The 22,981-nt window shown below is 59.6% G+C and carries 21 protein-coding genes and 10 pseudogenes; 10 read left to right on the forward strand and 21 right to left on the reverse strand.

The features are described 5' to 3' along the window. Positions 1-39 precede the first annotated feature (39 nt). The gene (locus BRAD3257_RS31445) at positions 40-1,359 is read left to right on the forward strand and encodes a DUF3422 family protein (RefSeq protein WP_122405118.1); all 1,320 of its coding nucleotides are present in this window, start codon (positions 40-42) and stop codon (positions 1,357-1,359) included. On the opposite strand, the gene BRAD3257_RS31450 is transcribed toward BRAD3257_RS31445, so the two are convergent. Next, complete coding sequence (locus BRAD3257_RS31450) at positions 1,352-1,684, reverse strand: type 2 periplasmic-binding domain-containing protein (RefSeq protein WP_244607765.1); 333 nt, start codon at positions 1,682-1,684, stop codon at positions 1,352-1,354. The two genes, BRAD3257_RS31445 and BRAD3257_RS31450, sit on opposite strands and share 8 nt — an antisense overlap. 28 nt (positions 1,685-1,712) lie before the next feature. Continuing rightward, positions 1,713-2,636 (reverse strand): annotated as a pseudogene (locus BRAD3257_RS31455) (TauD/TfdA dioxygenase family protein). 680 nt (positions 2,637-3,316) lie between these two features. Here BRAD3257_RS31455 and BRAD3257_RS42060 point away from each other — a divergent pair. Beyond that, positions 3,317-3,826: pseudogene (locus tag BRAD3257_RS42060) on the forward strand (bifunctional methylenetetrahydrofolate dehydrogenase/methenyltetrahydrofolate cyclohydrolase); the annotation flags it as partial. A 374-nt stretch (positions 3,827-4,200) separates the two neighbouring features. Here the strand turns inward: BRAD3257_RS42060 and BRAD3257_RS42335 are convergent. The 7 genes and pseudogenes from BRAD3257_RS42335 to BRAD3257_RS42345 all read right to left on the reverse strand — a co-directional run. Continuing rightward, on the reverse strand, positions 4,201-4,392 hold the full coding sequence (locus BRAD3257_RS42335; RefSeq protein ID WP_122405120.1) for an adenylate kinase family protein: 192 nt from the start codon (positions 4,390-4,392) through the stop codon (positions 4,201-4,203). Between the two features lie 3 nt (positions 4,393-4,395). Next, positions 4,396-4,680 carry an adenylate kinase family protein gene (locus tag BRAD3257_RS42340; protein WP_430648836.1) on the reverse strand — a complete coding sequence of 95 codons (285 nt, stop codon included), beginning with the start codon at positions 4,678-4,680 and terminating at the stop codon, positions 4,396-4,398. Between the two features lie 162 nt (positions 4,681-4,842). Then, a pseudogene (locus BRAD3257_RS31480) lies at positions 4,843-5,893 on the reverse strand (AMP-binding protein); the annotation flags it as partial. Between the two features lie 435 nt (positions 5,894-6,328). After that, on the reverse strand, positions 6,329-6,451 hold the full coding sequence (locus BRAD3257_RS41825; RefSeq protein ID WP_283809908.1) for a hypothetical protein: 123 nt from the start codon (positions 6,449-6,451) through the stop codon (positions 6,329-6,331). A gap of 20 nt (positions 6,452-6,471) precedes the next feature. Next, on the reverse strand, positions 6,472-7,752 hold the full coding sequence (locus BRAD3257_RS31485) for a type II toxin-antitoxin system HipA family toxin (protein WP_122405122.1): 1,281 nt from the start codon (positions 7,750-7,752) through the stop codon (positions 6,472-6,474). Further along, positions 7,742-8,080, reverse strand: coding sequence for a helix-turn-helix transcriptional regulator (locus tag BRAD3257_RS31490; protein ID WP_122405123.1), 339 nt, complete (start codon positions 8,078-8,080; stop codon positions 7,742-7,744). The genes BRAD3257_RS31485 and BRAD3257_RS31490 overlap by 11 nt, the downstream gene beginning before the upstream one ends. A 400-nt stretch (positions 8,081-8,480) precedes the next feature. Then, positions 8,481-8,773, reverse strand: a pseudogene (locus BRAD3257_RS42345) (transposase); the annotation flags it as partial. Here BRAD3257_RS42345 and BRAD3257_RS42350 point away from each other — a divergent pair. Next, positions 8,766-9,069 (forward strand): annotated as a pseudogene (locus BRAD3257_RS42350) (transposase family protein); the annotation flags it as partial. The pseudogenes BRAD3257_RS42345 and BRAD3257_RS42350 overlap by 8 nt on opposite strands. On the opposite strand, the pseudogene BRAD3257_RS31505 reads toward BRAD3257_RS42350, so the two are convergent. After that, a pseudogene (locus tag BRAD3257_RS31505) lies at positions 9,066-9,193 on the reverse strand (IS5/IS1182 family transposase); the annotation flags it as partial. The pseudogenes BRAD3257_RS42350 and BRAD3257_RS31505 overlap by 4 nt on opposite strands. 66 nt (positions 9,194-9,259) lie before the next feature. Next, complete coding sequence (locus BRAD3257_RS31510) at positions 9,260-9,733, reverse strand: MarR family winged helix-turn-helix transcriptional regulator (RefSeq protein WP_122405124.1); 474 nt, start codon at positions 9,731-9,733, stop codon at positions 9,260-9,262. Between the two features lie 96 nt (positions 9,734-9,829). On the opposite strand from BRAD3257_RS31510, the gene BRAD3257_RS31515 reads away from it, so the two are divergent. From BRAD3257_RS31515 to BRAD3257_RS31525, 3 genes are all read left to right on the forward strand, one after another. Continuing rightward, positions 9,830-10,198: an antibiotic biosynthesis monooxygenase family protein gene (locus BRAD3257_RS31515; protein ID WP_244607766.1), complete on the forward strand. Its 369-nt coding sequence runs from the start codon at positions 9,830-9,832 to the stop codon at positions 10,196-10,198. A 30-nt stretch (positions 10,199-10,228) separates the two neighbouring features. Further along, positions 10,229-10,675, forward strand: coding sequence for a hypothetical protein (locus BRAD3257_RS31520; protein WP_122405126.1), 447 nt, complete (start codon positions 10,229-10,231; stop codon positions 10,673-10,675). Between the two features lie 246 nt (positions 10,676-10,921). After that, positions 10,922-11,437, forward strand: coding sequence for a hypothetical protein (locus BRAD3257_RS31525; RefSeq protein ID WP_122405127.1), 516 nt, complete (start codon positions 10,922-10,924; stop codon positions 11,435-11,437). Between the two features lie 52 nt (positions 11,438-11,489). Here BRAD3257_RS31525 and BRAD3257_RS31530 read toward each other — a convergent pair. Together BRAD3257_RS31530 and BRAD3257_RS31535 are read right to left on the reverse strand one after the other, a co-directional pair. Further along, positions 11,490-11,808 (reverse strand): annotated as a pseudogene (locus tag BRAD3257_RS31530) (IS66 family transposase); the annotation flags it as partial. 403 nt (positions 11,809-12,211) lie between these two features. Further along, positions 12,212-12,421, reverse strand: coding sequence for a hypothetical protein (locus BRAD3257_RS31535; protein WP_122405128.1), 210 nt, complete (start codon positions 12,419-12,421; stop codon positions 12,212-12,214). A gap of 395 nt (positions 12,422-12,816) precedes the next feature. Between BRAD3257_RS31535 and BRAD3257_RS31540 the strand changes: the two genes are divergently transcribed. Beyond that, positions 12,817-13,020 (forward strand): hypothetical protein, encoded by a 204-nt coding sequence (locus tag BRAD3257_RS31540; protein WP_122405129.1) that lies wholly within the window; start codon positions 12,817-12,819, stop codon positions 13,018-13,020. Positions 13,021-13,659: 639 nt separating this feature from the next. Here the strand turns inward: BRAD3257_RS31540 and BRAD3257_RS40140 are convergent. Beyond that, entirely contained in the window at positions 13,660-13,866 is a 207-nt protein-coding gene (locus tag BRAD3257_RS40140) for a hypothetical protein (protein WP_162500424.1), read from the reverse strand. Positions 13,867-15,029: 1,163 nt separating this feature from the next. Here BRAD3257_RS40140 and BRAD3257_RS31560 point away from each other — a divergent pair. Beyond that, entirely contained in the window at positions 15,030-15,233 is a 204-nt protein-coding gene (locus BRAD3257_RS31560) for a hypothetical protein (protein WP_122405132.1), read from the forward strand. A gap of 228 nt (positions 15,234-15,461) precedes the next feature. On the opposite strand, the pseudogene BRAD3257_RS31565 reads toward BRAD3257_RS31560, so the two are convergent. The 3 genes and pseudogenes from BRAD3257_RS31565 to BRAD3257_RS31575 all read right to left on the reverse strand — a co-directional run. Beyond that, positions 15,462-16,457: pseudogene (locus BRAD3257_RS31565) on the reverse strand (IS630 family transposase). A gap of 71 nt (positions 16,458-16,528) precedes the next feature. Then, positions 16,529-16,873 carry a hypothetical protein gene (locus BRAD3257_RS31570; RefSeq protein ID WP_122402509.1) on the reverse strand — a complete coding sequence of 115 codons (345 nt, stop codon included), beginning with the start codon at positions 16,871-16,873 and terminating at the stop codon, positions 16,529-16,531. Beyond that, positions 16,873-17,679: pseudogene (locus BRAD3257_RS31575) on the reverse strand (IS5 family transposase); the annotation flags it as partial. The gene BRAD3257_RS31570 and the pseudogene BRAD3257_RS31575, both read right to left, overlap by 1 nt. A 106-nt stretch (positions 17,680-17,785) precedes the next feature. Between BRAD3257_RS31575 and BRAD3257_RS31580 the strand changes: the two are divergent. Then, positions 17,786-18,646, forward strand: coding sequence for a tyrosine-type recombinase/integrase (locus tag BRAD3257_RS31580; protein ID WP_162500198.1), 861 nt, complete (start codon positions 17,786-17,788; stop codon positions 18,644-18,646). Positions 18,647-18,655: 9 nt separating this feature from the next. Continuing rightward, positions 18,656-19,849: an IS91 family transposase gene (locus BRAD3257_RS31585; protein WP_122402320.1), complete on the forward strand. Its 1,194-nt coding sequence runs from the start codon at positions 18,656-18,658 to the stop codon at positions 19,847-19,849. 354 nt (positions 19,850-20,203) lie between these two features. On the opposite strand, the pseudogene BRAD3257_RS31595 reads toward BRAD3257_RS31585, so the two are convergent. The 4 genes and pseudogenes from BRAD3257_RS31595 to BRAD3257_RS31615 all read right to left on the reverse strand — a co-directional run. Beyond that, positions 20,204-20,491: pseudogene (locus tag BRAD3257_RS31595) on the reverse strand (transposase); the annotation flags it as partial. A gap of 76 nt (positions 20,492-20,567) precedes the next feature. Continuing rightward, complete coding sequence (gene panC / locus BRAD3257_RS31600) at positions 20,568-21,407, reverse strand: pantoate--beta-alanine ligase (protein ID WP_122405133.1); 840 nt, start codon at positions 21,405-21,407, stop codon at positions 20,568-20,570. A 12-nt stretch (positions 21,408-21,419) separates the two neighbouring features. After that, positions 21,420-22,292, reverse strand: a complete 873-nt coding sequence (gene panB, locus BRAD3257_RS31605) for a 3-methyl-2-oxobutanoate hydroxymethyltransferase (protein WP_122405134.1) — start codon at positions 22,290-22,292, stop codon at positions 21,420-21,422. Between the two features lie 358 nt (positions 22,293-22,650). Continuing rightward, positions 22,651-22,860: a hypothetical protein gene (locus BRAD3257_RS31615; protein ID WP_145987056.1), complete on the reverse strand. Its 210-nt coding sequence runs from the start codon at positions 22,858-22,860 to the stop codon at positions 22,651-22,653. Between the last annotated feature and the right edge of the window lie 121 nt (positions 22,861-22,981).

Raw genomic sequence — 22,981 nt, forward strand, 5'->3', positions numbered from 1 at the left:
CTGACGGTTGCCTGCTCACCTGAAGCGAGGCGTCAATACATGATCGATGAACTGGATCTGCGAACTTTCACGCCACATCCGCAACGTGACGCTGTGCTCGGAGAAGTGCACGCGCGCCCCTTCATGCGCCTTGTTTCGCCGTTCAGCGTGATCCACTTCGCTTTTCTTGCACAGGGCGAGGCGGCCACCAGCGATCGCTGCCGTTTTATCGATTTTTGCCTCGAGCGCAATCTTACGCCGCCTGAGCAATCGGCAAAACTTCATCAGATTGTCATCGGGCCTGCTGCGCTACGCTGGGAGCAGCATTCGGAATTTACAACATTCACCTGGATCTGGAGTAACGCAAATTGTTCTGCCGCAGACCAATTTGACAAGGTTGACGGTACCGTCCGATCGCTGATCCGCGCGTTGCGTCAGACCGGACAGTTGCTGGTCGCGATCAGGCTAGAAGTGGAGCAGGACACCTCACCGACCAGGCGGGCCGAACAGATTTTTGACAAGAACAGCCTGGCCATGGTTGCCACAAAGAGCGGCGCAGCCGTTGCCGCCTCAGACTTCCGCGTAGACGAAAAAGGCTTCACGAAGATCCTCGTCTGCGACCTCGGGTTGACATCGCACGATCTCGGAGCGCTGGTGCAGCGGCTCCTGGAAATCGAGACCTACCGTCCATTGGCGCTGCTTGGCCTGTCGGCGGCCCTTGAGCTTGCACCATCTGTTGATCGCATTGACCGCCGTCTTGTTGAGGCGCTCGAGAAAATGCAAAGCGGTCAGGGGCTGCAGTTCAACAACCATCTGCTTGCAGAGCTGACGGCGCTGGCCGCATCCTTCGAAAGAGGCGCGACAAGCAGCCTGTTTCGATTCGGCGCCAGCAGGGCCTATAACGAGCTGGTCCAATCGCGATTATCCATTATTGAAGGCAGCGATGTGTCGGGGTATCCAACCTGGTCGTCGTTTCTGGCACGCCGAATGGCGCCGGCGATGCGAACCTGCGCAACTGTGGAGGATCGTCAGGCGACTCTGTCGGTCAAGCTCGCGCGTGCCACCGATCTGTTGCGAACCCGGGTCGACGTCGAAATCGAACGACAGAATCGTGACCTGTTGCAGGCTATCAACGAGCGCGCGAGACAGCAACTTCGGCTGCAGTGCACGGTCGAAGGATTGTCGGTCGGGGCGATAGGATATTATGTGGTCAGCCTGTTTAGCTATCTTGCCAAGGGCGCGCATGATGTCGGACTGCGAGTAGAGCCCTCGTTCCTGACCGCAGCCTTCGTGCCGATCGCGGTCGGTGTGATCTGGCTGGTGAGTTACAATGTTCGAAAGCGGCACCTCAAGCACGACGACGCGCCGTCAGTTACTTGAGACCAAAGCTGCTTGAGGTCAGCTTGAGGATCGCACCGTAGAACGCACCGCCGATGTTGATGTCGCCAGTCACGGTGGTCTGGATGTCTTGCGGGCCGCTGATGGTGTTGCCGACCCATTTCAGCTTCAGCGGCGCGAGATAGCCAAGATCGTCGGCGAGCTCGATAAACGTCACCTGCCCGGCCCAGCCCTGATAGCGGATTTCCGTCTTCTCGAGCGGCGGCTCGGCGAAAGCCGGCGCTCCGAGGCCGAGCGCCAAGGCACCGGCGAGCAGCAACTGCGCGGCGCGATGCCGCGCGCGGGCAAATCGAAGCAGGGAATTCATCCTGGCAAATCCCGTCGTTGGAGCGGACTCAGGCGGCCTTGGCCGTCTGCGGTTTCGACGCGTTGACGCGAGTCACGCTGCGACGGCCGTCGACGCTGAGCGGCACCTCGCCATCGATGGTGACGCGGCGCACAACGCGGTGCTGATCGCCGTAGTCATTGACCGCGTAGTGCTGGGTCGCGCGGTTGTCCCAAATCGCAATGTCGCCGGCCCGCCAGGTCCAGCGCACCGCATTTTCCGGCGTCGTGATGTGCGACTGGAACAGCTCGAACAGCTTTTGGCCGTCATATTTCGGCAGGCCGACGAAGCGCTGGACGAAATTGCCGAGCACGAGCGTGCGCTCGCCGGTTTCGGGATGGACACGCACCACCGGATGCTCGGTTTAGTAGATGGTGCCGGTGAACACCTCGTCGAAATGCTTCCGGTCCGCCTCCGTCGCCCGCGTCTTCACGGCGTAGTCGTAGGCGTTGCTGTGGACCGCCCAGAGCCCGTCGGCGAGCTTGCGCAGCGGTGCCGGCAGGTCGCGATAAGCCGCCGCCGTATTCGACCACACGGTGTCACCGCCATAGGGCGGGATCACCACGCCGCGCAGCACCGAAATTTTCGGATAGGCGTCGACGAAGTTGATGTCGGTGTGCCACTGATCGGCACGGCCGCCAACGCGGCCGGAGTCCAATTCCAAGATCGAGGACGTGCCATTGGTGGCGCCGACGGTCGGATGCGGTATAAGCTTGCCGAGCCGGACCGCAAAGCGCTCCTGCTCGGCATCGTCGCCCTAGTCGCGGAAGAAGATGACCTTGTGCTCGAGCAGCACCTGGTTCATGGCGCGGATGACGTTGTCGGACAGATCGCCCGACAGTTTTATGTTCCTGATCTCGGCGCCGATCCGTGCCGCGCGCTTGACGATGTCGGCGCGCGGAATGACGTTGTCGATGGTGGTCGTGCTGCTCATGTCCGTGGTCTCTCTTTGTGATTGTCTGGACAAAGCTCCGCCATGCGCCGGTCAGACCGGCGATAGCGAGTGATGGGGTATTTCCTGGATTTCGGTCCTGGGTGGGACCCGCTGCCATGTGCGCCGGTAGCTAGCTCGACAGCGCACAAGTCCCGGCGGTACAGCTCTCCGCCATCGTTTCGGCGCAACAGCGCCCGCACGGAGCCGAGATCAGCCGCGAACGAGTGGATCGGATCGCCGCATGGTGAACGACCTCGCTTGGACGTTGCCGATGGTAAAAGCGATTGCGATCCAGTCAATGAAACGAAACCAGCTTTGTTTTTCGTGGCGGGCAATGATCGCTTCGTTGGGAACACGGACATGGAAATATTTGCGGTCATGCGCGTCCCGTCGGCCGGTTCGCGCACTCCGCAGCAGCAAGATCGAACCAACCGGCGTACGAAACGACTTGAATTAACCGAGCTTCCCCATCAACGAGAACGCACTCGTCTCTGATCGACGATCGGTTCACGGGATTCATGCTCGGGGCCAGCACAACAATGCAAATTCATTTCATCGACCCCTTTGCGGCCGTCGACATAGAGTCTCGTCGCATGCGCAGGCGACAACGCCGACACCCGGCGCCAACCTTTGCGAGCCGGGCTACGGGCAAGCGGCAACTTTCTCTGAACTTCTTCATCTATCCGCCTTGTACTCCAGCCGGCGCGATGATTTTGATTGAGCAGGTCTGCGGCAAGGATCTCTCTGGATTGTTCGCCGTCGTCGTCGGTCGCTCGAACATCGTCGGCAAGCCCATGGCCAATCTCTTGCTAGCTGCCAATGCAACCGTAACGGTCGCCGCATAGCCGGACCAGGAATCTGGAAGCAGTTTGCCGTCACGCTGACATTCTCGTCGCGGCGTTGGCCTTGCACGCATGATCAAAGGCGACTGGATTAAGCCGGGCGCGACGGTAATCGACGGTGGCATCAAATCGGATGTCGGTAAGCGCTAAAGCGCTTACGGATGTCGCTGGGCGAGTCGCCTGGCAAGATTAAGCTGGTCGGTGATGTCGACTTCGACAACACGGCGCCAACGCCGGCGCAATCACGCCTGTCCCCGGCGGTGTCGGCCTATGACAATCGCGATGCTGATGGCCAACACGCTACGCGCCACATGCCTGATACATGGCCTGTCACCACCGTCGTTCTAAATAGGTGAACTGACCAGAAAAGCCGGACCGCAGCTGCGTGCGCTCGCAGCAACAAGGAACTGCACCACAGCGTGTTAGATTCGTCACGTCGGGTCCGGCATCGACATGCCTTGGACTGGACTGCTTCAGACCGGCGGAATGCGCTCTTGCGATTTGCACACAGGCACGACTCTGCGAGACGGTTTGAGTCGTCCTCCAAGCCTATTCTCCAGCCGGATCTGAGCAACTGCATGATCGCCGCGGACGGACGGCTAAAATTATCTGTTTTTGTCCAAAACCTAATCAATGCCGAGAAACGGGGTCGACTTTCGGTGGCCGTCGCGCCTCGGATGGCCACTTCATCGCTAATCCGTTCTGGTCCACAGCAACTTTGCTCACTCCATTGCCTGAACAAGCGCCGCCGTAACATAATCAACTGGGTGCGAGGCGTCGACGGTTCTGAGCAATCCCTTGGCAGCGTAACAATCGCTCAGCAGCCTGATCTCATTTGCGTAGGCTGTCAGCCGCACGCTGAGCGCCTCTTCATTGTCGTCGGCCCCCACCGGCTTCCCAACGCGAGCGTGCATGGCTCATCCCAGGATCCGGTCCAGCAACTTCAGCTCGAGGACGTGGCTCAATTCATGGCCCTTTAGGAGATGGTCAAGGCTTTCAGCTTGGGCAACCGTGCGCGGAAATCCGTCTAGGATGAAACCTCGATCCGAGTCAGGCTTTGCAAAGCGCTCGGCGATCACCCGATCACCAGACCGTCCGGGACGAGCTCGCCGCGCTCCATGATCTCCGCCACGTGTCGCCCGATCGCGGCTCTCCCAGATACCGCTGCGCCGCAGCATGTCACCAGTCGAGAGCTGCGGGATCCCGAGCGTCTAGGATAGCCTGACCGCCAGCGTTCCCTTCCCGGCGCCAGGTGGTCCTAAGAGAACAAGCCTCATATCGTTCCTCCGTCAAAGTCGGCTTCGAATGGCTGCGCGGGTCAGTGGCGCATGCCGGATCACCATCACACCGATGTTCGTGGCCGATTAAGCCGGCCCGTTCTTCCCGTTCTGGCGCTTCTTGACGAGATCACCGACCACGGCGGGATCGGCCAGCGTCGAGGTGTCGCCGAAGCTGCCCGGCTCGTCCTCAGCGATCTTGCGCAGGATACGGCGCATGATCTTGCCGGAGCGGGTCTTGGGCTGGCCGGGCGCGAACTGGATCTGGTCGGGCGAGGCGATCGGTCTGATTTCCTTGCGCACCCAGGTCACGAGCTCCTTGCGCAGATCCTCCGTCGGCTCGACGCCGACCATCAGGGTGACATAGGCGTACATGCCCTGCCCCTTGATGTCGTGCGGGAAGCTGACCACGGCAGCTTCCGAGACCTTCTCGTGTGCCAGCAGCGCGCTCTATCCGCGGTGCCCATGCGGTGGCCGGAGACGTTGATGACGTCGTCGACGCGGCCGGTGATCCAGTAATAGCCGTCAGCATCACGCCGGCAGCCGTCGCCGGTGAAATACTTGCCCTTGTAGGTCGAGAAATAGGTCTGCTGAAGCGGGCGTGATCGCCGTAGACGGTACGCATTTGGCCCGGCCAGGAGCGGGTGAGGCAGAGATTGCCGGTGGTCTCGCCTTCCAGCACCTTGCCGTCGGCGTCGACGATTTCAGGCACCACGCCGAAGAACGGCTGCGTCGCCGAGCCCGGCTTGAGCTTGGTTGCGCCCGGCAGCGGCGTGATCAGGATTCCGCCGGTCTCGGTCTGCCACCAGGTGTCGACGATCGGGCAGCGATCGTCGCCGACGACGCGGTGGTACCATTCCCAGGCTTCCGGATTGATCGGTTCGCCGACCGAGCCGAGCAGGCGCAGGCTCGCGCGCGAGGTCTTCTTCACCGGCTCGTCGCCGCCCTGCATCAAGGCGCGGATCGCGGTCGGCGCGGTGTAGAAGATGTTGACCTTGTGCTTGTCGATGACGTTCCAGAACCTGGAATTATCGGGATAATTCGGCACGCCCTCGAACATCAGCGTGGTCGCCCCGTTCGCCAGCGAGCCGTAGAGAATGTAGCTGTGGCCGGTGATCCAGCCGACATCGGCGGTGCACACACTTCATGCGGCGTAACCGTTCGCTGTCCAGTTTTTACGCGCTGAAATGCGCCAGGATCAAAAAGCGGAGCCAGCGCTGTTGCCGATGCGATGAGCCGGTGGATTTGTTCGCCATATCCGAGAAGGCTTCAAGCGCCTTCGCTGCCTCAGGCGAAACCCACTCTTCAGGTGACTGCCGGGAGAAGACAGCTCTACGACGAAGCCGGCGGACAAGCTGCCGGTTTAACGATCAGGCGTTCGAATTCCTGCAAGTGGTCATTGTATTGCGCTTGAGTAAGCCGGCCGAGCTCTTTCGGAAGGATATTTGTAAGCGTGTACCCACCTTCACGAGACCAGAGCGTAAGCCGCGCCGCAGGCAGGCTCTTGTCGCTCTGCCGTTGAAAGACGAGGATATCCTCGCCGCGGCCATGCGACTAAGGTCCTTCTCGGCGTCTATCCCACGCTCCCTGGCGATGCTGCAGCGGCAAGAAGCGACTTCCGCAGCTCTGCACGCCTGGTTTCGGGACCAAGGATCGAGAGATCCTGGAAGACTTCGACCGCGTGTTTGTCGCTCATGTGTCTGGTCTCCGATCGAACTAGCTGATCAGGCTCGTTATGGCCTGCGGCGCGCCAATGAAGGCGTAAGGATTGAGGAACTGGCGGCCCCAAAACAAGTTTCGATCCACTTGTCCAAGCGCTGCTTCGTCACAAACCACCGACCAGCGATCCTTGATGGTCTTGATTTGATGCACGACAATCGCGACGGCATCCGCCTCGTTGAGAAGAAACGATGGCGCGCCTTTCAGGCAGAGCGCAATCTGACTGTGTCGATCCTGGCCCAATATCAGCATCGCTTGCGTCGCCTCGCCGCCCGTGCGGCTTTGCGGGCAAATATCATAGGCAGGTGTGAGCGTCAGATTCGCGCCATCCCAGAAGGCTGCGTGATTTCGGGCATGATCATCCGTGTTGCCGCAGAGCACGTTGAAGACAATGCGCGAAAACAACTCCCGTAGCGTCTCCTTGGGTTCCGTAAAACGGTGACGGATGGTCGTGGCGAGCTGTTCGTAACTGGCGTAACGGGCCATCATTTCGTCCAGCTCAAGCAATGTTAAGGCGGATACCATGGCCTTCCGGTACCATCCGCCGGTAGCCTTCGCACGATCGAAGCGCTCGATAAGGAGGATGTCCTTGCCCGCCACGCGTTGAAGGCTCACAGGCGCGACGCGAAGCCCGGCCGCCGCGGCCAAGCGCATTGCGATGAATTCCGCCTTCACCACGCTATAGAGGTCGGTTTGCGAAGAAAACTTCGCGATGAATTTCTTATCATCGGAGGTAATCGTCGCTTTCGGGCGCGCCCCGCCAATGGAGCTAACGTGGAAAAGCGCCCGGTCGAGCTCGGGCGTCAGCGGCGTTCCTTGTTCGAGGAGCGCCGCCGCATTCAAAAGCTCATCGAGAGAGGCGCCCTCGCCTTCACGCGCGACATAGGCGGAGGGCGAGGCTTGAAAATCGAGCGCGCCGATGCGATCCGACCCTGACTCGAGGAGAAAGCTCAGCTCATCAAGACTGCCCGCGTCAATCTCTTTCCCGCGGGGGCCGAACTTCCGATTGAGGATCACGCGCCGGCCCCAGGCATCGGGGGCGGCATCGCGAATACAGCTCGGCATGTTCAGACCCGCAAGAAGCGGAAGGATTCCGCTCCGCAGTGGCAATTCGGGCTGGTAAAGCGCGATGGCGTCCTTGCGCTCGATATAGCTCCGTCCATAGTTGAACAGGAGCTGTTCGCCACGCGCCGACAGAAGGCCTGCAACAACCGGTTTCGTCTGGCCCGGTAGCCAAGTCCAGACATAGGCCTCGGTGAATTTGGGATCAGAAGTCATCCTTGACCTCTTCACCCCGCCGGGCACGAATGGATTTAGGCAGAAGCGTCATGACTTCGCGATTGCTTTCGATCGCCTGAGACATTGTCGCCTGCTCGACGTCAAACAGCCTAACGCCGACAATCGCAGCGACTTCAAAGACAGCCCCAATGGTGGATCGCGGGTCGCCCGCCTCTATGCGCCGCAGCAGCCCGCGCGAGATCCCTGCCCGCTCGGCGACGTTGACCGTGCTCATCTTCCGTTCGATGCGGGCCTTGCGCAGAAGCTGCCCAAGCAGCACCGCAGCATCGGCTGCATAGACAGAAATCGGGTGATGGATCTTAGCCATGGATCCCATTGGTTCATAAATAGATCGTTAAGTGCTTCGTGGATCATATATAGACCAGAGCCGCAAAATCTTCAACTGAGCTGGTGCATAAAAAGACCACAGCGGCTGTTATGGTCCATTAATGGATCAGGCAGGTTCCAGACAACGTAAGGAGCTGGCGAGGACGCCACCAATCCCAGATCGCCTCGTCCAAGCTTAAGAGCCTGCGCCGAACACCGTCATCCGCCCGAAAGACCTGAGCCCGTGGCGCTGTGAACATGCCGCTGCGCTTGGACAACGCAATCGCGTTGCCCACATGCCCACAGCAAAAGGCGCGCAGCTTGACCGATGCCATAAAACTAACCAGCCAGAACGTCTCGCCAATGGGCGAGATCAAATTGGAGAGGTGGGCGACATCGTCTCGGATTGACGCGAGTTGCACCAAGGCAAGGTAGTTGGCGGCGAGCCTGTCGTAGCGCGTTGCGACCCGACCACATTGCTTGATCCTGTTGAAGAATCTTTCGATCTGGTATCGAGCGCGGTAAAGGTACGGGCTGAAGCAGATCGGATCATTGCGGTTGCATTTGGCGGGATGTTTGCCCATGCACCTTTCTTCATGGCAAGATCTCTGATCCAGTCAGCGGCGTAACCACGATCGGCGAGCAGCATCGATCCAGGCTTCAGACGAGACAGAAGTTTTCCGGCAAGTCGATTACCTTGGCGCGATTTGCCGGATCATTTTGGCCCTTACACTACCTGCTATAACCGCCTTGTTCGCTCGCGCTGGCCGGGTGTCTGGAGCCGAATCATAGCCGCTGCTCACGATGCGGCGGTCCAGATGATCGACGCCTCTATTGTTCGCGTTCATCAGCACGGACGGTGCATCGCCAAGAACCAGAGGCAAATTGATAGGACGTTCACGCGGCGGGTTGACCAGCCAGATTCATGCGCTTGTAGGTGGCAATGGCCTGCCCGTACGGCTGGAACTGACGCCTGGTGAGGCCCGTGACAGCCCAGATCGCAGGACCCAGAAGATGCCATTGCGGACGCGTCTGTCAGAGGAACTCCACGCGGCTTGTTTGGTAGCATAGACTTGATAGCTGCCCATTCGTAGTCCGTCAGTTCATGGCGCATGATTCGAAGCCTCAGTTTGGGAGCTAGAATCACGGGCGCCGGGGCGAGCACAATGCTTTTGCCATGTCAGGCCGACTTGTCCTCACGGCTGCCCTCAAGCTTATCTCGCAAGGCCGTGATCACGCGATGGACAATCCGTATATCCTTGACAGACAGCCCTTCTGAAAGATCGTTGATCCAGGGAACCTGCAATTCCATTGCGGCTTCGAAGGCGCGCTGTCCATTCTCAGTGAGCACGACGAGCTGCGCCCGTCGGTGATGCGGGTTGACCTCAAAAGATACGAGGCCCTCCCTGTGCAGATCATTGATAATCCGCTGCACGTTTTGACGATTGCCGCCGAGGTCGCGTGCGAGCCAAGCGACCGGTTGGGGACGTTCGGCGGACACAATGGCGCCAAGCACCTGCCAGCGTGCGCTTGTTAGGCCAAGCGGGGCGACCAGACGGTCGCCGGCCGTCAGAAGCAGGCCGTCGAGCCTGAATAGATCGAGAACAAGGTCGCTCAGGGCGTCACCCTCGGGGGTTCGCTCGGCTCTTTTCATTCGTCACCATTGTTTTATATTGACATCATGGTGTCAATATGCTTGTAACCATAATACCAATTAGGCACCACATGTTAAACAGCGATGGAGGCACTCATGTCGTTGCTACGCCCACTAGACCCTTCCTTCCCGATCGACCGCCAGATCGCTATCGAGGCAAATTCGGTCATCCTGGTGAACCCATTCACTCTCGACAAAGCCGATGAGGCGGCTTTTCTCAAGACCTGGCAGGACGACGCAGCGTTCATGAAGCGACAGCCGGGCTTCATTTCCACTCAGCTGCACAGAGCTCTCGGCGACAGCTCGACCTATCTGAACTACGCCGTCTGGGAATCCACCGCACACTTCCGCGCGGCCTTCACCCATCCTGACTTTCTAGCAAAAATCGCCAGCTATCCGGCCTCGGCGATAGCTTCCCCTCATCTGTTCCAGAAAGTTGCCGTGCCCGGCATCTGCGTTGCCTAGCCCTGCTGCTTTTAGGAGGGGAAGATACCCATGATCAAGTTGATCCATCCTGTCGTTGGCGCCTTGGCTATCGCAACGATCGGCACATTTTGGCTATCGACGGTACTCAGTGAGCTGTTCGCGCCCCATGCCACAGTTGCAGCGGTTAAGAGCACCATACCGTGGGGTTTCTTGTTGCTGATTCCCGCGCTCGCTGCGACCGGTGGTACAGGTGTCATCTTGGCAAAGGGGCGCCGGGCCGGACTGATCGGGGCCAAATTCAAGCGCATGCCGTTCATTGCAGGGAACGGCATCCTGATTCTTATTCCGTCTGCGCTCTTCCTTGCGTCCAAGGCTCAGGCGGCAGAATTCGATGCCACGTTCTATGCTGTGCAGGCGATCGAGCTCGTCGCGGGCGCAACAAACATTACACTTCTTGCTCTCAACATGCGGGACGGTCTCAAAATGAAGGGATGGTTGGGCCGCAAACTCGCTTGATCACCTGAACCGGAACTGCGCGGACAACTGACCTGACGCCTGGTATTGTCGTGATTTAATGAGTACGCGCCCTAGCAGTAGTGCTAGGCGTGTACTCATTAAGCGCAGATGCCTTGGCACATGAGCATATATTCACAAACTCACAATGAGCTGGCCGGAACGAGCTGGTTCGTCGCATCGACGTTGAAACGGCTCCCCCGGCCGACAGCGCCGAGGCGTTCTCATAACCCGCTAGAGGAGCGCGCTATGTCCTGGAAGTGGAAGCCGAGTTGGTACATCTTGAGCAAGGACAGCATCGTGCAACCGGCCCATCAATGTTTTGTCACAGAACGCTCGACTGTCTTTAAGATCGACGGCTGCCGCGTCCCCAAGCGGGCCCAGCCCGACTTGGTACTCGATCTGATCCGCAAGGCTGCAAACGCCCTTCTGCACCTAAGGCGGCGCAAGGTGCATCGCAGCCGGTTCAGCGAACCAAAAGGAAATCCGCGCAAGGCGAAGGGCGAAGCGCCATTGCAGACCTCAGCAGATTTTGTGTGCACCTATAGTGCTGTCGTCGACGCGCTCACAGCCACGATTCTCAATGCAGAGGCCGCCTTAAAATGGTTGGGCACTCAACCGCCAGATCTGGAAGAAGCCCGGCGAGCACTTAATACTATCGCTAAGGACGGTAAGCGAGCAGGCGAACTTATCGTTCGACTTCGAGCGCCGATGCAGGATGACGCTCTTGATCCCCATAGTACGCATACGACGAAGCCCGCCTGATTGACGCATGCGCGCGAGAGCCGGGTAGCGCTATGATAGCACCGCGTGACAGTTAGGCGGCTTGCTGATCGGTAGGTTCGTTGGCTTGGTGCGGGAGCTTCCATTCCCAGAGCAGCAGTTCGTGCAGACCCGAAGCGGCAAGATCGGCGATCCGGCGAGGACGTCGGAGAGACAGGCTTTGGGATCGACATCGTTAAGACGACAGGTGGTGATCATCGTCAGCATGATAGCGGCGCGGTGGGCGCCGCGCAGGCTGCCGGCGAAGGTCCAATTGCTGTTCCCAAGGCGATGCCGCGCAACGCTCTTTCTGCGGCGTTGTTGCTGAGGCAAATCCTGCCATCGTCCGAGGAAGCGGCAAAGTCGGCCCAGCGCCCGCGGCGTCTCAGCCAGTAGAGCAAATCTCATGCCGTGGTCGCAGACCGATGAAACGATGAGGTTGTGGCTGTCTCAGCTGGCTAGCGACTGAGAACGATTTAGCTGGGCGTGTAGCCAATCTAACAAACTGCCGAGATATGGCCGAATACAAACAGGTCCGCGAGCGAGGACCGATCGAACAGTGCGGCTTTTTAATCCGCTATGGGCTAATGCCGATATAGATTGAGCACCTGATACGCGAGCCGAATGAACTCACGTGCAGGTCAGCAGATCGGTCCTCAGGGCTAGGCCAACAGCGGGCGGATATCATCGATTATTTGCCAGGTCGCGAGCTCATGATGATGCCGCCGCCGAGAAATCGCGTAGTCTCGAACGCGCACGTCGTTCGCGGCTCCGCGCCTAGCTTGCCGGCATGTCCGCCCCCTTCCGAAGGCTAAACGCGAGCGGGAAGGTCTCGGCCGAAAGAGACTCGAGCGCGGTCTGCTCCTCGATGAGGCGGTTTTCGATGAACTGGCGTTCGACATCCGACAGGTTCGACTTCAGCAGGCGACGATAACGGTGGATGTTGTTGCGGTGAGCACGAATGCGGGCCAAAAATTCATCGAGCATCCTGGACGCTCCTTACGTCGTCGCAATCCTTACCAAGAGATATTCAGGCGAGCATGTCATCGGTCAACGCGCTGCTATCAGCGCATCGCGAAAGCCGCTCGGCAGGCGGATGAGGACCCTAGCAGTTCGTGAAATCGTTCTCTCCTCATCATACCATTTCCAACGCGACGATCCGAAGCGTTTTTGGCTCGCTACACGCCGTGTTTCTGCTCGTCTAGTCACTCTAACCGAGCTGGACGCTTGTAACGTGCAAGGAATAGTCGGTCACGTCCCGGGTGCCCGACGCTTGTCGCTAACAAGCTCGCGCCTCAGTACTCTCCCCCGGCGGGGCTGAACATCATTTGCTGATGTGCTATAGGCATCTGCGTTGAGAACCGCTTTGTTTGAGAGTTTCGATGTCTCTTTCGATTGGATTGATTGTGGACGGCTATGTGAAACTAAACAACCGCAGCGCGCTGGAGAACCTTCTGACGCATCGGCGGGAGTTACTGCAGAAGTTGAACCGGGTTACCGGAATTGATGCGAAGGAAGCGATCGCTCAGGTCAGTCAAGAAATCACAGTGATCGAAACGGCACTTGCGGCGCTCGCACGGGAGTAAACAGCAAAGGGCGCACCGGCTCGCATGAGTTGACGGCGCTTGGGCGCCGAACACTGATTTCGCCCGCGTTTGCGGATGAGTGTTAGGGCACGACGCCTCACCGGCATCCTGGCGGGCAAGGATGCGTGCGCCAAGGCTTGGACGCACTGCCTTTTGTGCGAACTGCCCTCTTTTTTCAACGCTCGGCCGCTCGCAGCGAGCCAACCGATTCACATATGCAAATGCGGGGCGGCGGCTTGCATGGGCCTATCCTGACGTATCGGGGTAACGAACCGAGGGAACTAAGATTGACTGACGGCGCTTGTTCGCAAAACAGATTCTTTGTTCGGAAGGGCGGGAAGGGTTGGATGGTTTATGATCGAGAACGTAAGGGCCCAGCGCTGATTGGGACCAGCTTGGCAGCCAATCTAACCGTTGAACAAGCCGAACGGATAAAGCGGATGCTCACCGCTTCGCGGGAAGACAAGGTCTGATGTTGATATGTGAGACGTTAGCCGACATCTATTTGCGACCCACGATACACCTGTGCGAGCTGGTCAGATCGCTGCGCCGCAGGCGACGCGAAGGCGCGCGAACCTGGATAAGAGGCCACGATCTTCAGCACTGTGGCTGACTTTCACCTCGATGACAAGCCATGTCCTAGATCTCTCGCCACATCGTTGGTGCTTTCGAAAGAGCTTCCTGACCGATCTGTTTAAGCAGATCGGGGCGCGTCTCACCCCTGGTGGCGGCCTCCAGGATTCTGGAGGCGACGTAGGCGCGGACGCCGGTGTCATACGGTGGCACGTTCTCGCAAATCTCATCCAGGATCGTGCGCAGGAGCGCGGTCGTGGCACCGTCCAGCATTGAGAGATCTCCATCATCTCATCGAGGAAAATAATGGGCATTTGCTGGACCGCAACGCAAGTACATCAGATCGTATGAGACTTCGCGACTGCAGGTCAGCCAATTTTAACGGCGCTGCAATGTCCCGCATCTCTGAGATGGCTGATCAATTGCACAGCTCGATCGACCTGCTTTTGTTTTCTCGTCGCCCCTCTCGGCTTAACAGACAACTTTGGCGGGGCTCAGAGCCCAAGGACGCGCTGCCCACCATGCTCTGCGATTATCTAAGGCATGCTCGGCCATCTATAGCACGCTGAACTGGCTGGTCGGCTGCGGCAGACCAATGTTCGGACGGTGCTAGTTCGTTGCCGACCTGATCAGGTTCATTTGCAGCCAGAGGATTTGCCGCCTATCGAGCGTGCTGCGTCCAACCAAGCCCGAGCGCTTCGCATCTTGCACTGTAGAGGGACATCGCGCGCATTTGTTTCGGTGAAGCATATCTTTGCGCCAAAAAACAGCGCCGCCCCCATGTCTGGCGAGGAACTCGCGCCGAGATCCGGCGGCCACCCTCAGCAACCCGTGACTCACCCCCTAAACGCTCTGGGCGATTTATGCAGCATCACAGTAAACTCATGGTCATGGGCGTGGCTATGATCCATAACCGCAGGTACTGGCAGCAAACAATTTTGAGCGAGCCTGCTTTGGGAATGCTCGCTTGCAGGCGGATAATCTCAGTAACGCCCTGCGTTTTGGACATAAGCCTGGTGTAGAAGTGACCCCAGCACGGACATGCGAACGTCCTGTGAAAATTCATCGGGGGCGCTGCCGCAATGCAGGATTTGAGCGCGGGAGCGCGGCTCGTCGCATAAATCGATATTGCGATTTTGTTACACTCTCCGCCCAGAGCAAACACATGCAACCGGGGGCGGCATATTCCGCGGCTACATTGTGAGCCATTACTGCAACTAGCATGAGCCATGAGCGAGATGGCGTCGCGGAAGGTGCCGTCGCATCTGCGAATTGGGCGCGAGCCCCTTTGCAGGGAGTGAGCTAGCAAACCAGCCTGCCGCGGGCTGCATGTGAAAAACGCTCCGATCTGAGGCCAAGGCGCTTCGTTCAGCGGGGAGAAGAGACTGGGCTGTTCAGATTTTCTGCTGTGTTTGTCGAATCGGAAAGGGAGCTACATGAATCATCTCGGCAGCAGCCAACGTCGCACAACATCTGTGATGACGGCCGAACAGCACGAGCTTGAGCGCTGCAAGCAGGAGAATGCGCGCCTCAAACAGCTGGTTGTACGACTTTCTGAAATTGCGTTGCGCCACGTCGCAGAAAGCGCGCATAGCGCTCAGAATGTCCCAGATCGTCTGAGCGAGCCGCCGAAGTCATAATACGGAACTCGCACTTGGCTGCGCTCGGGAGCGTGGAGCGGTCCGGTCTTGCTCACTTGTCAGCGGCAGAGCCAAGATCATGAGCTCGAGCGTGGGCCAGTTGTTCAGGAGGCAAAGGAGCAGTTTCGGATCGCGTTCGAGAGCTCTTTCAGGATGCTGAGGATTTCAGGGCCAACTGATCGGGTTCGACTACTTCTGAGCGCAGTCGCTTGCGGATCTGGCTACGCGCTAGAGCGTTTCACGTTTCATAGAAGCGTATCCGGCGTTCTCGAAATAGTTGCTGCATTCGTTGCGCTGGATCGTTGTGATGAGGCCGCCGATATGGCGGCAAATGTCGTCGATCGTGCGCTTCTGGGCGGAGCGCATCCAGTGCTTGATTTTGGCGAAGGTCTGTTCGATCGGATTGAGGTCGGGGGAGTATCGCGGCAGATACCAGAGCCTGGCGTCGACGGCTTTACTCAAGCTGCGCAGGATAACCGACTTGTGGCTGCCGAGATTGTCCATGATGACGATGTCGCCCGGGTGAAGCTGAGGAACGAGAACCTGCTGGACATAGGCGCGGAAGCATTCGCCGTTGATTGGGCCGTCGAACAAGCAAGGTGCGGTGAGGCGTCGCAGCGCAAGGCGCCAAGGAACGTCAGAGTCCGCCAATGACCATGTGGCGTGAAGCTCCGCACCCGCTCGCCTTTTGGCCCCCATCCGCGTAGCGGGGCCATATTGGTCTTAATCCAGGTCTCGTCGATAAAGACCAGGCGCCTGGGGTCGAGGTTGGCCTGCCATGAGCGCCAGCGCTGGTGTCTACGCGCGATGTCGGAGCGAGCTCGCTCGAGGGCGAGCAGCATTTTTTTTGAATCGCAGTCCTTCGCGCCGTAGAAACGGCCAAACCGCATTGTGGGAGACCTTGACCCCGCGCGCGGCAAGCTCGTCCTTGAGGGCATGAAGCGTCAAATGCGGCGTCTGACTGATCCGCTCTTTGATGAAGGCGCGATGTGGCTCAAGCACGGGCTTGCGATGGCCGCCCATCTTCCCGGGCGCTACCGAGCCGGTCGTCCGATAACGCTGCGACCACTTCACAACCGACGACACCGCAACCCCAAACCGCGTTGCTATCGAGCGGCAGCTCTCGCCCTTTGCAACTGCCGCAACCGCACGCTTACGCAGATCATTGGAAATCGGTCGGACCATCAGATGCTGGCCTCCAGCCCAGCCAGCATCTTGAATCATATTCGTCCCAGATCCGGAATTCCTTCCGATTCAATAAATCCGTGAACCGCTCTAGCAGGCTGTTGAAGAACTCAGCCGCGTTCGCAAACGAAGGCTGAATCGTCGCCATTGTGGATGTAGAAGTGGCCGACGAGCCTGCCCGCAGTGCCGATCATAGCCCATCCGCGACCGCAGGACGGATCATTCTCGTCGTGCCCTTCCCATGAGAACTCGGCGCAGGCCGATCCGTCGCGGGCGCCGTAGCGCACGTCCAGGAAGCCCTTGAGAGCCCCAAAGGCGATTTCGCCATCGGACTTGCCCTGGAAGGTGAGATGCGCCTCTTCGGCAAGATCGAGGAACTCGCTGTCCCAGACGTCCATCTCGACGATGCGCCAGCGGCCGACAAAGGCCTTGGCGAAGCCGGGCACCTTGGCCATCAGCCAGTCTCCGCAATCAGCTTCGGCAGCCGCACCAGATTGTAGGCGGCGGCAGCGAAGGTAAAGGCCCATGCGACGCGATCACGGCCACGGAAGCTGGTCTTCTCTTGCCCGGCAACCGTCTTGATCCAGCCGAATGCCTCCTCGATGCGCTTGCGGATGCGCTGACTGATGGCATAGCCGCCGTGCCGGGTCGTTCGTCCGTCAATCGCAGAACTACGGCCGCTGGTGTTCTGTGCAACATGCGGCGTCACGTTCATCGAGCGCAGTTCGTTGACGAAGTCTTCTGCATCGTAGGCTTTGTCGGCGCCAAGCGTGATCGCTGTCGGTCGGTCGGCACGAGGCTCGATCATGTGCAGCGCGGCCACCCGTTCGGCATGCCCGCCGGCCTGCGTCAGGCAGGCGTCGACCAGCAGGCCGTGGCGGTTCTCCATCAGCCCGTGCCCGATGAAGCACAGCTTCGTCTCCTTGCCTTTGCCCTTGCGGTAGAGCCTGGCGTCCGGATCGGTGGTCGAAGCATGGGTGTCATTCGAGCGTTTCTGGCCATGAAAGTCCGCTTCGGCATTGCGCCCGCCGCCTGGCGCTGGCGGCTCGCCGGAGCCGTCCTTCGGCTTGACGCTCTTCATCGAGGCCCAGGCCTCGATCAGCGTACCGTCGACCGAGAAGTGATCGCTCGACAGAAGCCTCTTCACCTTGGGCTGCGCCAGCACCGCCGCCAGGAACTTGGCCGCGATGTCGCCTTCCAGCAGCCGGTCGCGGTTCTTCGAGAACACCGAATGGTCCCAGGCTGCGTCGTCAACGCCGATTGAACGAACCCGCTACGCGGGAGTGGGGGCAAGCCTGCTGAACTGAGGTGTCCTGTCTGAGAGGATGTTGGTCTTCGCACCACCCCTCTCAAGACAGGAGACCCAGATGGCTACGATGAGCCCTCTTCGGCAGCGCATGATCGAGGACATGACGGTCCGCAATCTGTCGCCGTCGACTCAACAATCCTATATCTATGCGATCGCAAAGTTTAGCCGCCATTTTGGCTACGCCCCGGACCGGTTGAGTTTCGAGCAGGTCCGCGCCTACCAACTGCATCTCATCGGTCAAAAGCGTTCGTGGTCCCACATCAATCAGGTGGCCTGCGCGCTGCGGTTCTTCTACGGCGTCACACTCGGGCAGACGGAGGCATTCGAGCGGATCATCGGTGGCCAGAAGCCCGACAAGCTCCCGCTCGTGCTTAGTGCCGAAGAGATCGAGCGCTTCCTGGACGCGGTTACAGGGGTGCGCAATCGCGTCGTGCTGGCGACGGCTTATGCGGCTGGCTTACGGGTTAGTGAAGTCGTCCGCCTGAAGGTGAGCTCGATCGACAGCAAGCGAATGTTGATCCACATCGAGAACGGCAAGGGCGGCAGGGATCGTTACGCGATGCTTTCTCCGCGACTGCTGGAGATTCTACGTACGTACTGGATGCGAGCCCGGCCGGGACTGTGGCTATTTCCAGGCCAAGACCCAAGTGAACATGTCAGCGTCCGCTGCGTCCAGGCGGCCTGCCGCGCCGCCCGCCGCCGCGCTCGGCTTGCCAAGCCGATTACTGTCCATACGCTCCGGCACTCGTTTGCGACCCATCTCCTGGAAAGCGGGATCGACATTCGCATCATTCAAGTTCTGCTCGGACATGCCGACCTGGGATCGACCGCGCGCTACGCTCAGGTTGCGACCAATCTGCTCGCCCGCACGACCAGCCCATTCGATGGACTCTCCGTTAGGGTGATCCCACCCAACTGAGCTGCGCATATGCGCCCCGTGCTCGAGGTGGCGGACATCCTCCGCCGCCACGGCGGCGCGTTCCGTGCCGCGCAGGGGCCTCGGCTGTCCTCCGATCAGCGCCGTGTGATGGCGGCCATCGAGGCGTGTCGCACAGCGACGCTCGGCGGCCACGTCGAGCGGTGCGACGACTGCGGCCTGGTCCGCGTCGCCTATAACAGCTGTCGCGATCGGCACTGTCCAAAGTGCCAAGCGCTCGCGCGCGCCCAATGGCTCGCCGAGCGCCAGGCCGACCTGCTGCCGGTCCCCTATTTCCATGTCGTCTTCACCGTGCCGGCGCCGGTGGCCGCCATCGCGCTGCAGAACAAGACGGTGGTCTACGACATCCTGCTCAAGGCAGCAGCCGAGACGATCCGTCTCATCAGCGCCGACCCGAAGCATCTCGGTGCCGAGACCGGGATGATCGCCATTCTCCATACCTGGGGCCAGACCCTAACGCATCATCCGCATGCCCATTGCCTCGTGCCAGGCGGCGGGATCGCCCCTGATGGAAGCTGGGTTCATTGTCGCCCCGGCTTCTTCCTTCCCGTTCGCGTCCTGTCACGATTGTATCGTCGGCTGTTCCTGGAGCGCCTGCAGGCGGCGTTCAATGGCACCAAGCTCCAGTTCTTCGGCCATCTCGCGCACCTCGTCGAGCCAGCGGCATTCGCCCGCCATCTAAACGCCCTCCGCAAAGTCGAGTGGGTCGTCTACGCCAAGCGTCCCTTCGGCGGACCAGAACAGGTTCTGGCCTATCTCGGGCGCTACACCCATCGCGTTGCGATCGCCAACGGCCGGCTCCTTACCTTTGACGAGGGCCACGTCCGCTTCCGGTGGAAGGATTATCGCGCTGGCAACAAATCCAAAGTGATGACGCTCGACACTGAGGAGTTCCTTCGTCGCTTTCTGCTCCACATATTGCCGAAGGGGTTTCGCCGCATCCGTCATTTTGGTTTCCTGGCGAACGCCTGCCGCGCCGCCAAACTCGCGCGCATCCGAGCGGCGCTTGAGGCGCCGCAGCCACCTCCGCCTGCCGAAGCTGTCAACTATCGTGAGCGCTGCGCCATCCTCCTTGGTCACCGCCTCGACTTATGCCCCATCTGCGGAGGCCGCATGGTCGAGATTGGGCCTGTGCCGCGTGCGCCAGCGCAGCGACGCGCAGCACCTCGCTGCGACACATCATGACCGACGACCTCGATTTGTTCGCTCCCACTGCACATGCTGCCCTGCCGACGTTCTCCGTCGGAACGATCAAGCACGCTCACAACGCCCGGCGAACGGGCGATAGTCAGCCGCCTGGGCTTGACGCGCCGTTCGACGCTATCGACGGCGGCATCCTTTGCTGCCAACATCAGCGACAATCTGCGGCCACAATCGCTCGCGGGCCCGACATCGGGTCAATCGCGCCTACCGGCGCCTAGATCGAGCCCCCATAGGTCCGCGCTCACAAGACGCGGCTTCGTTCAATCCAGCTTCAAATAGGTCCCGCGCTGGACTTGCGGCGAGATCTGCGACGCGGGACCTATTTGAACCCTCCAGTATTCCGACGAACCAGCGGAACAGCAGGTCGTATTCCAGTCGCTCCATCAGAAGCCGCTCCGAGCGGATCGAATAAAACGCCTGCAACAGCATCGCCCGCAGCAGCTTCTCCGGCGGGATCGACGGCCGCCCAATTGGCGAATAGAGCGCGGCAAACTCTCGCTCCAGCGCCGACAGCCCTTCGTTCACAATCGTCCGGATCGCTCGCAGCGGATGATTACGCCGCACCCGCGCCTCCAGGTCGACGTAGCTGAACAGTTCGCCCGTTCGATTGTCGCCGCCGCGCACGCACCATCTCCGAATCTCATCGGAGCCAATGAATCACGGTCGCCGGTCGGCGGCGAGCGCCTTTTTCAACAGCCTGCTAGGTCAGGACTACATTGTCGATCAACCGCGTCGAGCCCACATACGCTGCCACACAGAGCACCGCCGGATAACGCAGAGGGCTCTCGGCAATCCTGAGGGTCCCAGCGTCGACAAGCTCAAGGTACTGGAGACGATCGACCCTTTGCAGATGCTTTCTTGCAAGCGCAATCAGCGTTGACGTCTCCCGCTCCCCTGAGGCAAACTCTTGGGATGCAGCGAACAAGCCACGGCTGATCGCAAGGCTCCGACCACGTTCTTCCGGGCTGAGATAACGATTGCGACTGCTCATTGCCAGTCCATCTGGCTCCCGCACGGTTGGCAAGGTGACAATCTCGATCGGAAGATTCAGATCAACCGTCATGCGGCGTATCACAGCGCATTGCTGAAAATCCTTCTGGCCAAAGTACGCGGCGTCCGGCTGCACCATGTTGAATAGCTTGCAGACAACAGTCGCTACACCACGAAAATGTCCGGGCCTGAAATCTCCGCAGAGCGGTTTTGCGAGTTCGCCCGGCTCGACAAAGGTCTCAAATTGAGCCGGATACATCTCCTCTGCACTTGGTGCGAAGATGATGGAGACCCCGGCACTACGGCACAAGGCTTCATCGCGCGCGAAGTCGCGAGGGTACCTGCTGAGATCCTCATTTGGTCCGAACTGAGTGGGGTTGACGAAGATGCTAACGACAGTGACGTCGCAGTGTCGACCGCTGGCCGAGATCAGGGACAGGTGGCCGTCGTGCAGGTATCCCATCGTCGGAACGAACCCGATGCGCTTTTCGGCCTTGCGGACGTCTGCAACAGCCCGACGCAGCTCAGCGACCTTCGTAATTACTTGCATTTCTTACCTTCTTCACGCTGAATTGGAGGGCACCCACTTGGCGATGGCATGCCGAAGCTGATCAGGAAGCCGATAGCACTCCTCTGCGCCCGGGAATGCACCTTTGCGGATATCGGCAGCCCAGCGCGACAGCGCCTCCTGCAACAGCTGGAATCCATTTGTATAGGCACGAACGAATTTGGGGCGATGGCCTTCGGTTAGCCCCAAGACATCATGGAACACGAGTACTTGGCCCGAGCAATCGGGTCCTGCTCCGATCCCGATGGTGGGTATCGTGAGAAATTCGGTCGCTCGCGCGGCGAGCTCGGCAGGAATCCCCTCCAGGACCAGAGCGAAACAGCCGGCTTCCTGCAGACGGTGGGCGTCATCGAGCAGACGCAAGGCGGTATCCGTTGTCCTTCCCTGCACCTTGAATCCACCCATGACGTTGACGCTCTGCGGGGTCAGACCGAGATGTCCCATGACAGGAATTTCGCAATCGACTAGGGCGCGCACCATCTCGACGCGTTTGGCGCCACCCTCGAGTTTCACAGCATCGGCGCCACGCTGCAGAAAACCTCCTGCATTGCGGATGGTATCCTCAAAACCGACATGAAAGCTCAGAAAGGGCATGTCGGCCACAAGCAGGGCATGAGGCCTCGTGCGCGCAACAGCCTCCAGGTGATGATTCATCATGGCCACGCTGACGGGCAGAGTGTTGTCGAAGCCCAGGCAGACGTTTCCAACGCTATCGCCGACCAGGATGATATCAACAATGGGATCCGCGATGCGCGCCGTAACTGCATCGTAGGCGGTGGTCATCACGACACGACGTCCTTCACCCTTCCACTGCTGCAGTGCCGGAATCGTGACACGTTCTAGAGGCTGCTCTGAACTGTGGCTCATATTGGATCCGCTCCCACACACTTTCGGGGCTTCCTAGAGAACGCAGGAGAAACCTGTCAATGGCATGGAGGATGGAGAACTTAGTTCTCCAGAACTGGAGAACAACGCAAAAACAGTCCAATGGTCGCGCAACCATCGGGCAAGACCTTCCTCATCGCCCTTTCGCCACCCGATGGCTCGTTCTTCCCGTACAGTTTCAGCCCTCGATCGAGGAGCGGCGCTCGCGACGGGCCACCATCCGCACGCGTTTCTGGGCTGATCGCAGTGTCTCCAAACGGTGAGGGCTCGACCGAAGCGCGCTGCAGATGCACGCAGCGAGAGGCTTCGTCTTTAGGGGCACATCTCCGCGTCTGCTGCCCTAGGGGTACTCCTGAGGCTCCTGCTTCGGCGCTGGCGCACCGAGCAATGCAAACGGATCCCAGGCCAGGAACGTCCAGAGGTGACAGGCCGTTGTAAGCGCAGTGAGAACGGCGGTCGAGTAGATGTCGTCGGGAACGCGCTCAGACCGCGCCAGCCTGCCGGCCCTGTAGGTCCTGAAGTCGATTATTTTTGCCGATGTTTCTGTCACTTGATTGTCCACGCGCTGGCGAATCGAATTCGCAACAAGTCTGACCAGGGCGGTACCCACAGCTCGGTCTAGCCCTAAGCCGCTCGCAACCATCGAAGCCATTTCTGATCGGCCTCCCGCC

Source organism: Bradyrhizobium vignae, assembly GCF_900324035.1.
Taxonomy (GTDB): Bacteria; Pseudomonadota; Alphaproteobacteria; order Rhizobiales; family Xanthobacteraceae; genus Bradyrhizobium; species Bradyrhizobium vignae.

What these genes read in the sequence shown, in the direction of transcription:
- BRAD3257_RS31445 (WP_122405118.1), top strand. Translation starts at nt 40, where the DNA reads ATGATCGATGAACTGGATCTGCGAACTTTCACGCCACATCCGCAACGT.
- BRAD3257_RS31450 (WP_244607765.1), bottom strand. Translation starts at nt 1,684, where the DNA reads ATGAATTCCCTGCTTCGATTTGCCCGCGCGCGGCATCGCGCCGCGCAG.
- BRAD3257_RS42335 (WP_122405120.1), bottom strand. Translation starts at nt 4,392, where the DNA reads ATGCACGCTCGCGTTGGGAAGCCGGTGGGGGCCGACGACAATGAAGAG.
- BRAD3257_RS41825 (WP_283809908.1), bottom strand. Translation starts at nt 6,451, where the DNA reads ATGAGCGACAAACACGCGGTCGAAGTCTTCCAGGATCTCTCGATCCTT.
- BRAD3257_RS31485 (WP_122405122.1), bottom strand. Translation starts at nt 7,752, where the DNA reads ATGACTTCTGATCCCAAATTCACCGAGGCCTATGTCTGGACTTGGCTA.
- BRAD3257_RS31490 (WP_122405123.1), bottom strand. Translation starts at nt 8,080, where the DNA reads ATGGCTAAGATCCATCACCCGATTTCTGTCTATGCAGCCGATGCTGCG.
- BRAD3257_RS31510 (WP_122405124.1), bottom strand. Translation starts at nt 9,733, where the DNA reads ATGAAAAGAGCCGAGCGAACCCCCGAGGGTGACGCCCTGAGCGACCTT.
- BRAD3257_RS31515 (WP_244607766.1), top strand. Translation starts at nt 9,830, where the DNA reads ATGTCGTTGCTACGCCCACTAGACCCTTCCTTCCCGATCGACCGCCAG.
- BRAD3257_RS31520 (WP_122405126.1), top strand. Translation starts at nt 10,229, where the DNA reads ATGATCAAGTTGATCCATCCTGTCGTTGGCGCCTTGGCTATCGCAACG.
- BRAD3257_RS31525 (WP_122405127.1), top strand. Translation starts at nt 10,922, where the DNA reads ATGTCCTGGAAGTGGAAGCCGAGTTGGTACATCTTGAGCAAGGACAGC.
- BRAD3257_RS31535 (WP_122405128.1), bottom strand. Translation starts at nt 12,421, where the DNA reads ATGCTCGATGAATTTTTGGCCCGCATTCGTGCTCACCGCAACAACATC.
- BRAD3257_RS31540 (WP_122405129.1), top strand. Translation starts at nt 12,817, where the DNA reads ATGTCTCTTTCGATTGGATTGATTGTGGACGGCTATGTGAAACTAAAC.
- BRAD3257_RS40140 (WP_162500424.1), bottom strand. Translation starts at nt 13,866, where the DNA reads ATGCTGGACGGTGCCACGACCGCGCTCCTGCGCACGATCCTGGATGAG.
- BRAD3257_RS31560 (WP_122405132.1), top strand. Translation starts at nt 15,030, where the DNA reads ATGAATCATCTCGGCAGCAGCCAACGTCGCACAACATCTGTGATGACG.
- BRAD3257_RS31570 (WP_122402509.1), bottom strand. Translation starts at nt 16,873, where the DNA reads ATGGCCAAGGTGCCCGGCTTCGCCAAGGCCTTTGTCGGCCGCTGGCGC.
- BRAD3257_RS31580 (WP_162500198.1), top strand. Translation starts at nt 17,786, where the DNA reads ATGGCTACGATGAGCCCTCTTCGGCAGCGCATGATCGAGGACATGACG.
- BRAD3257_RS31585 (WP_122402320.1), top strand. Translation starts at nt 18,656, where the DNA reads ATGCGCCCCGTGCTCGAGGTGGCGGACATCCTCCGCCGCCACGGCGGC.
- panC (WP_122405133.1), bottom strand. Translation starts at nt 21,407, where the DNA reads ATGCAAGTAATTACGAAGGTCGCTGAGCTGCGTCGGGCTGTTGCAGAC.
- panB (WP_122405134.1), bottom strand. Translation starts at nt 22,292, where the DNA reads ATGAGCCACAGTTCAGAGCAGCCTCTAGAACGTGTCACGATTCCGGCA.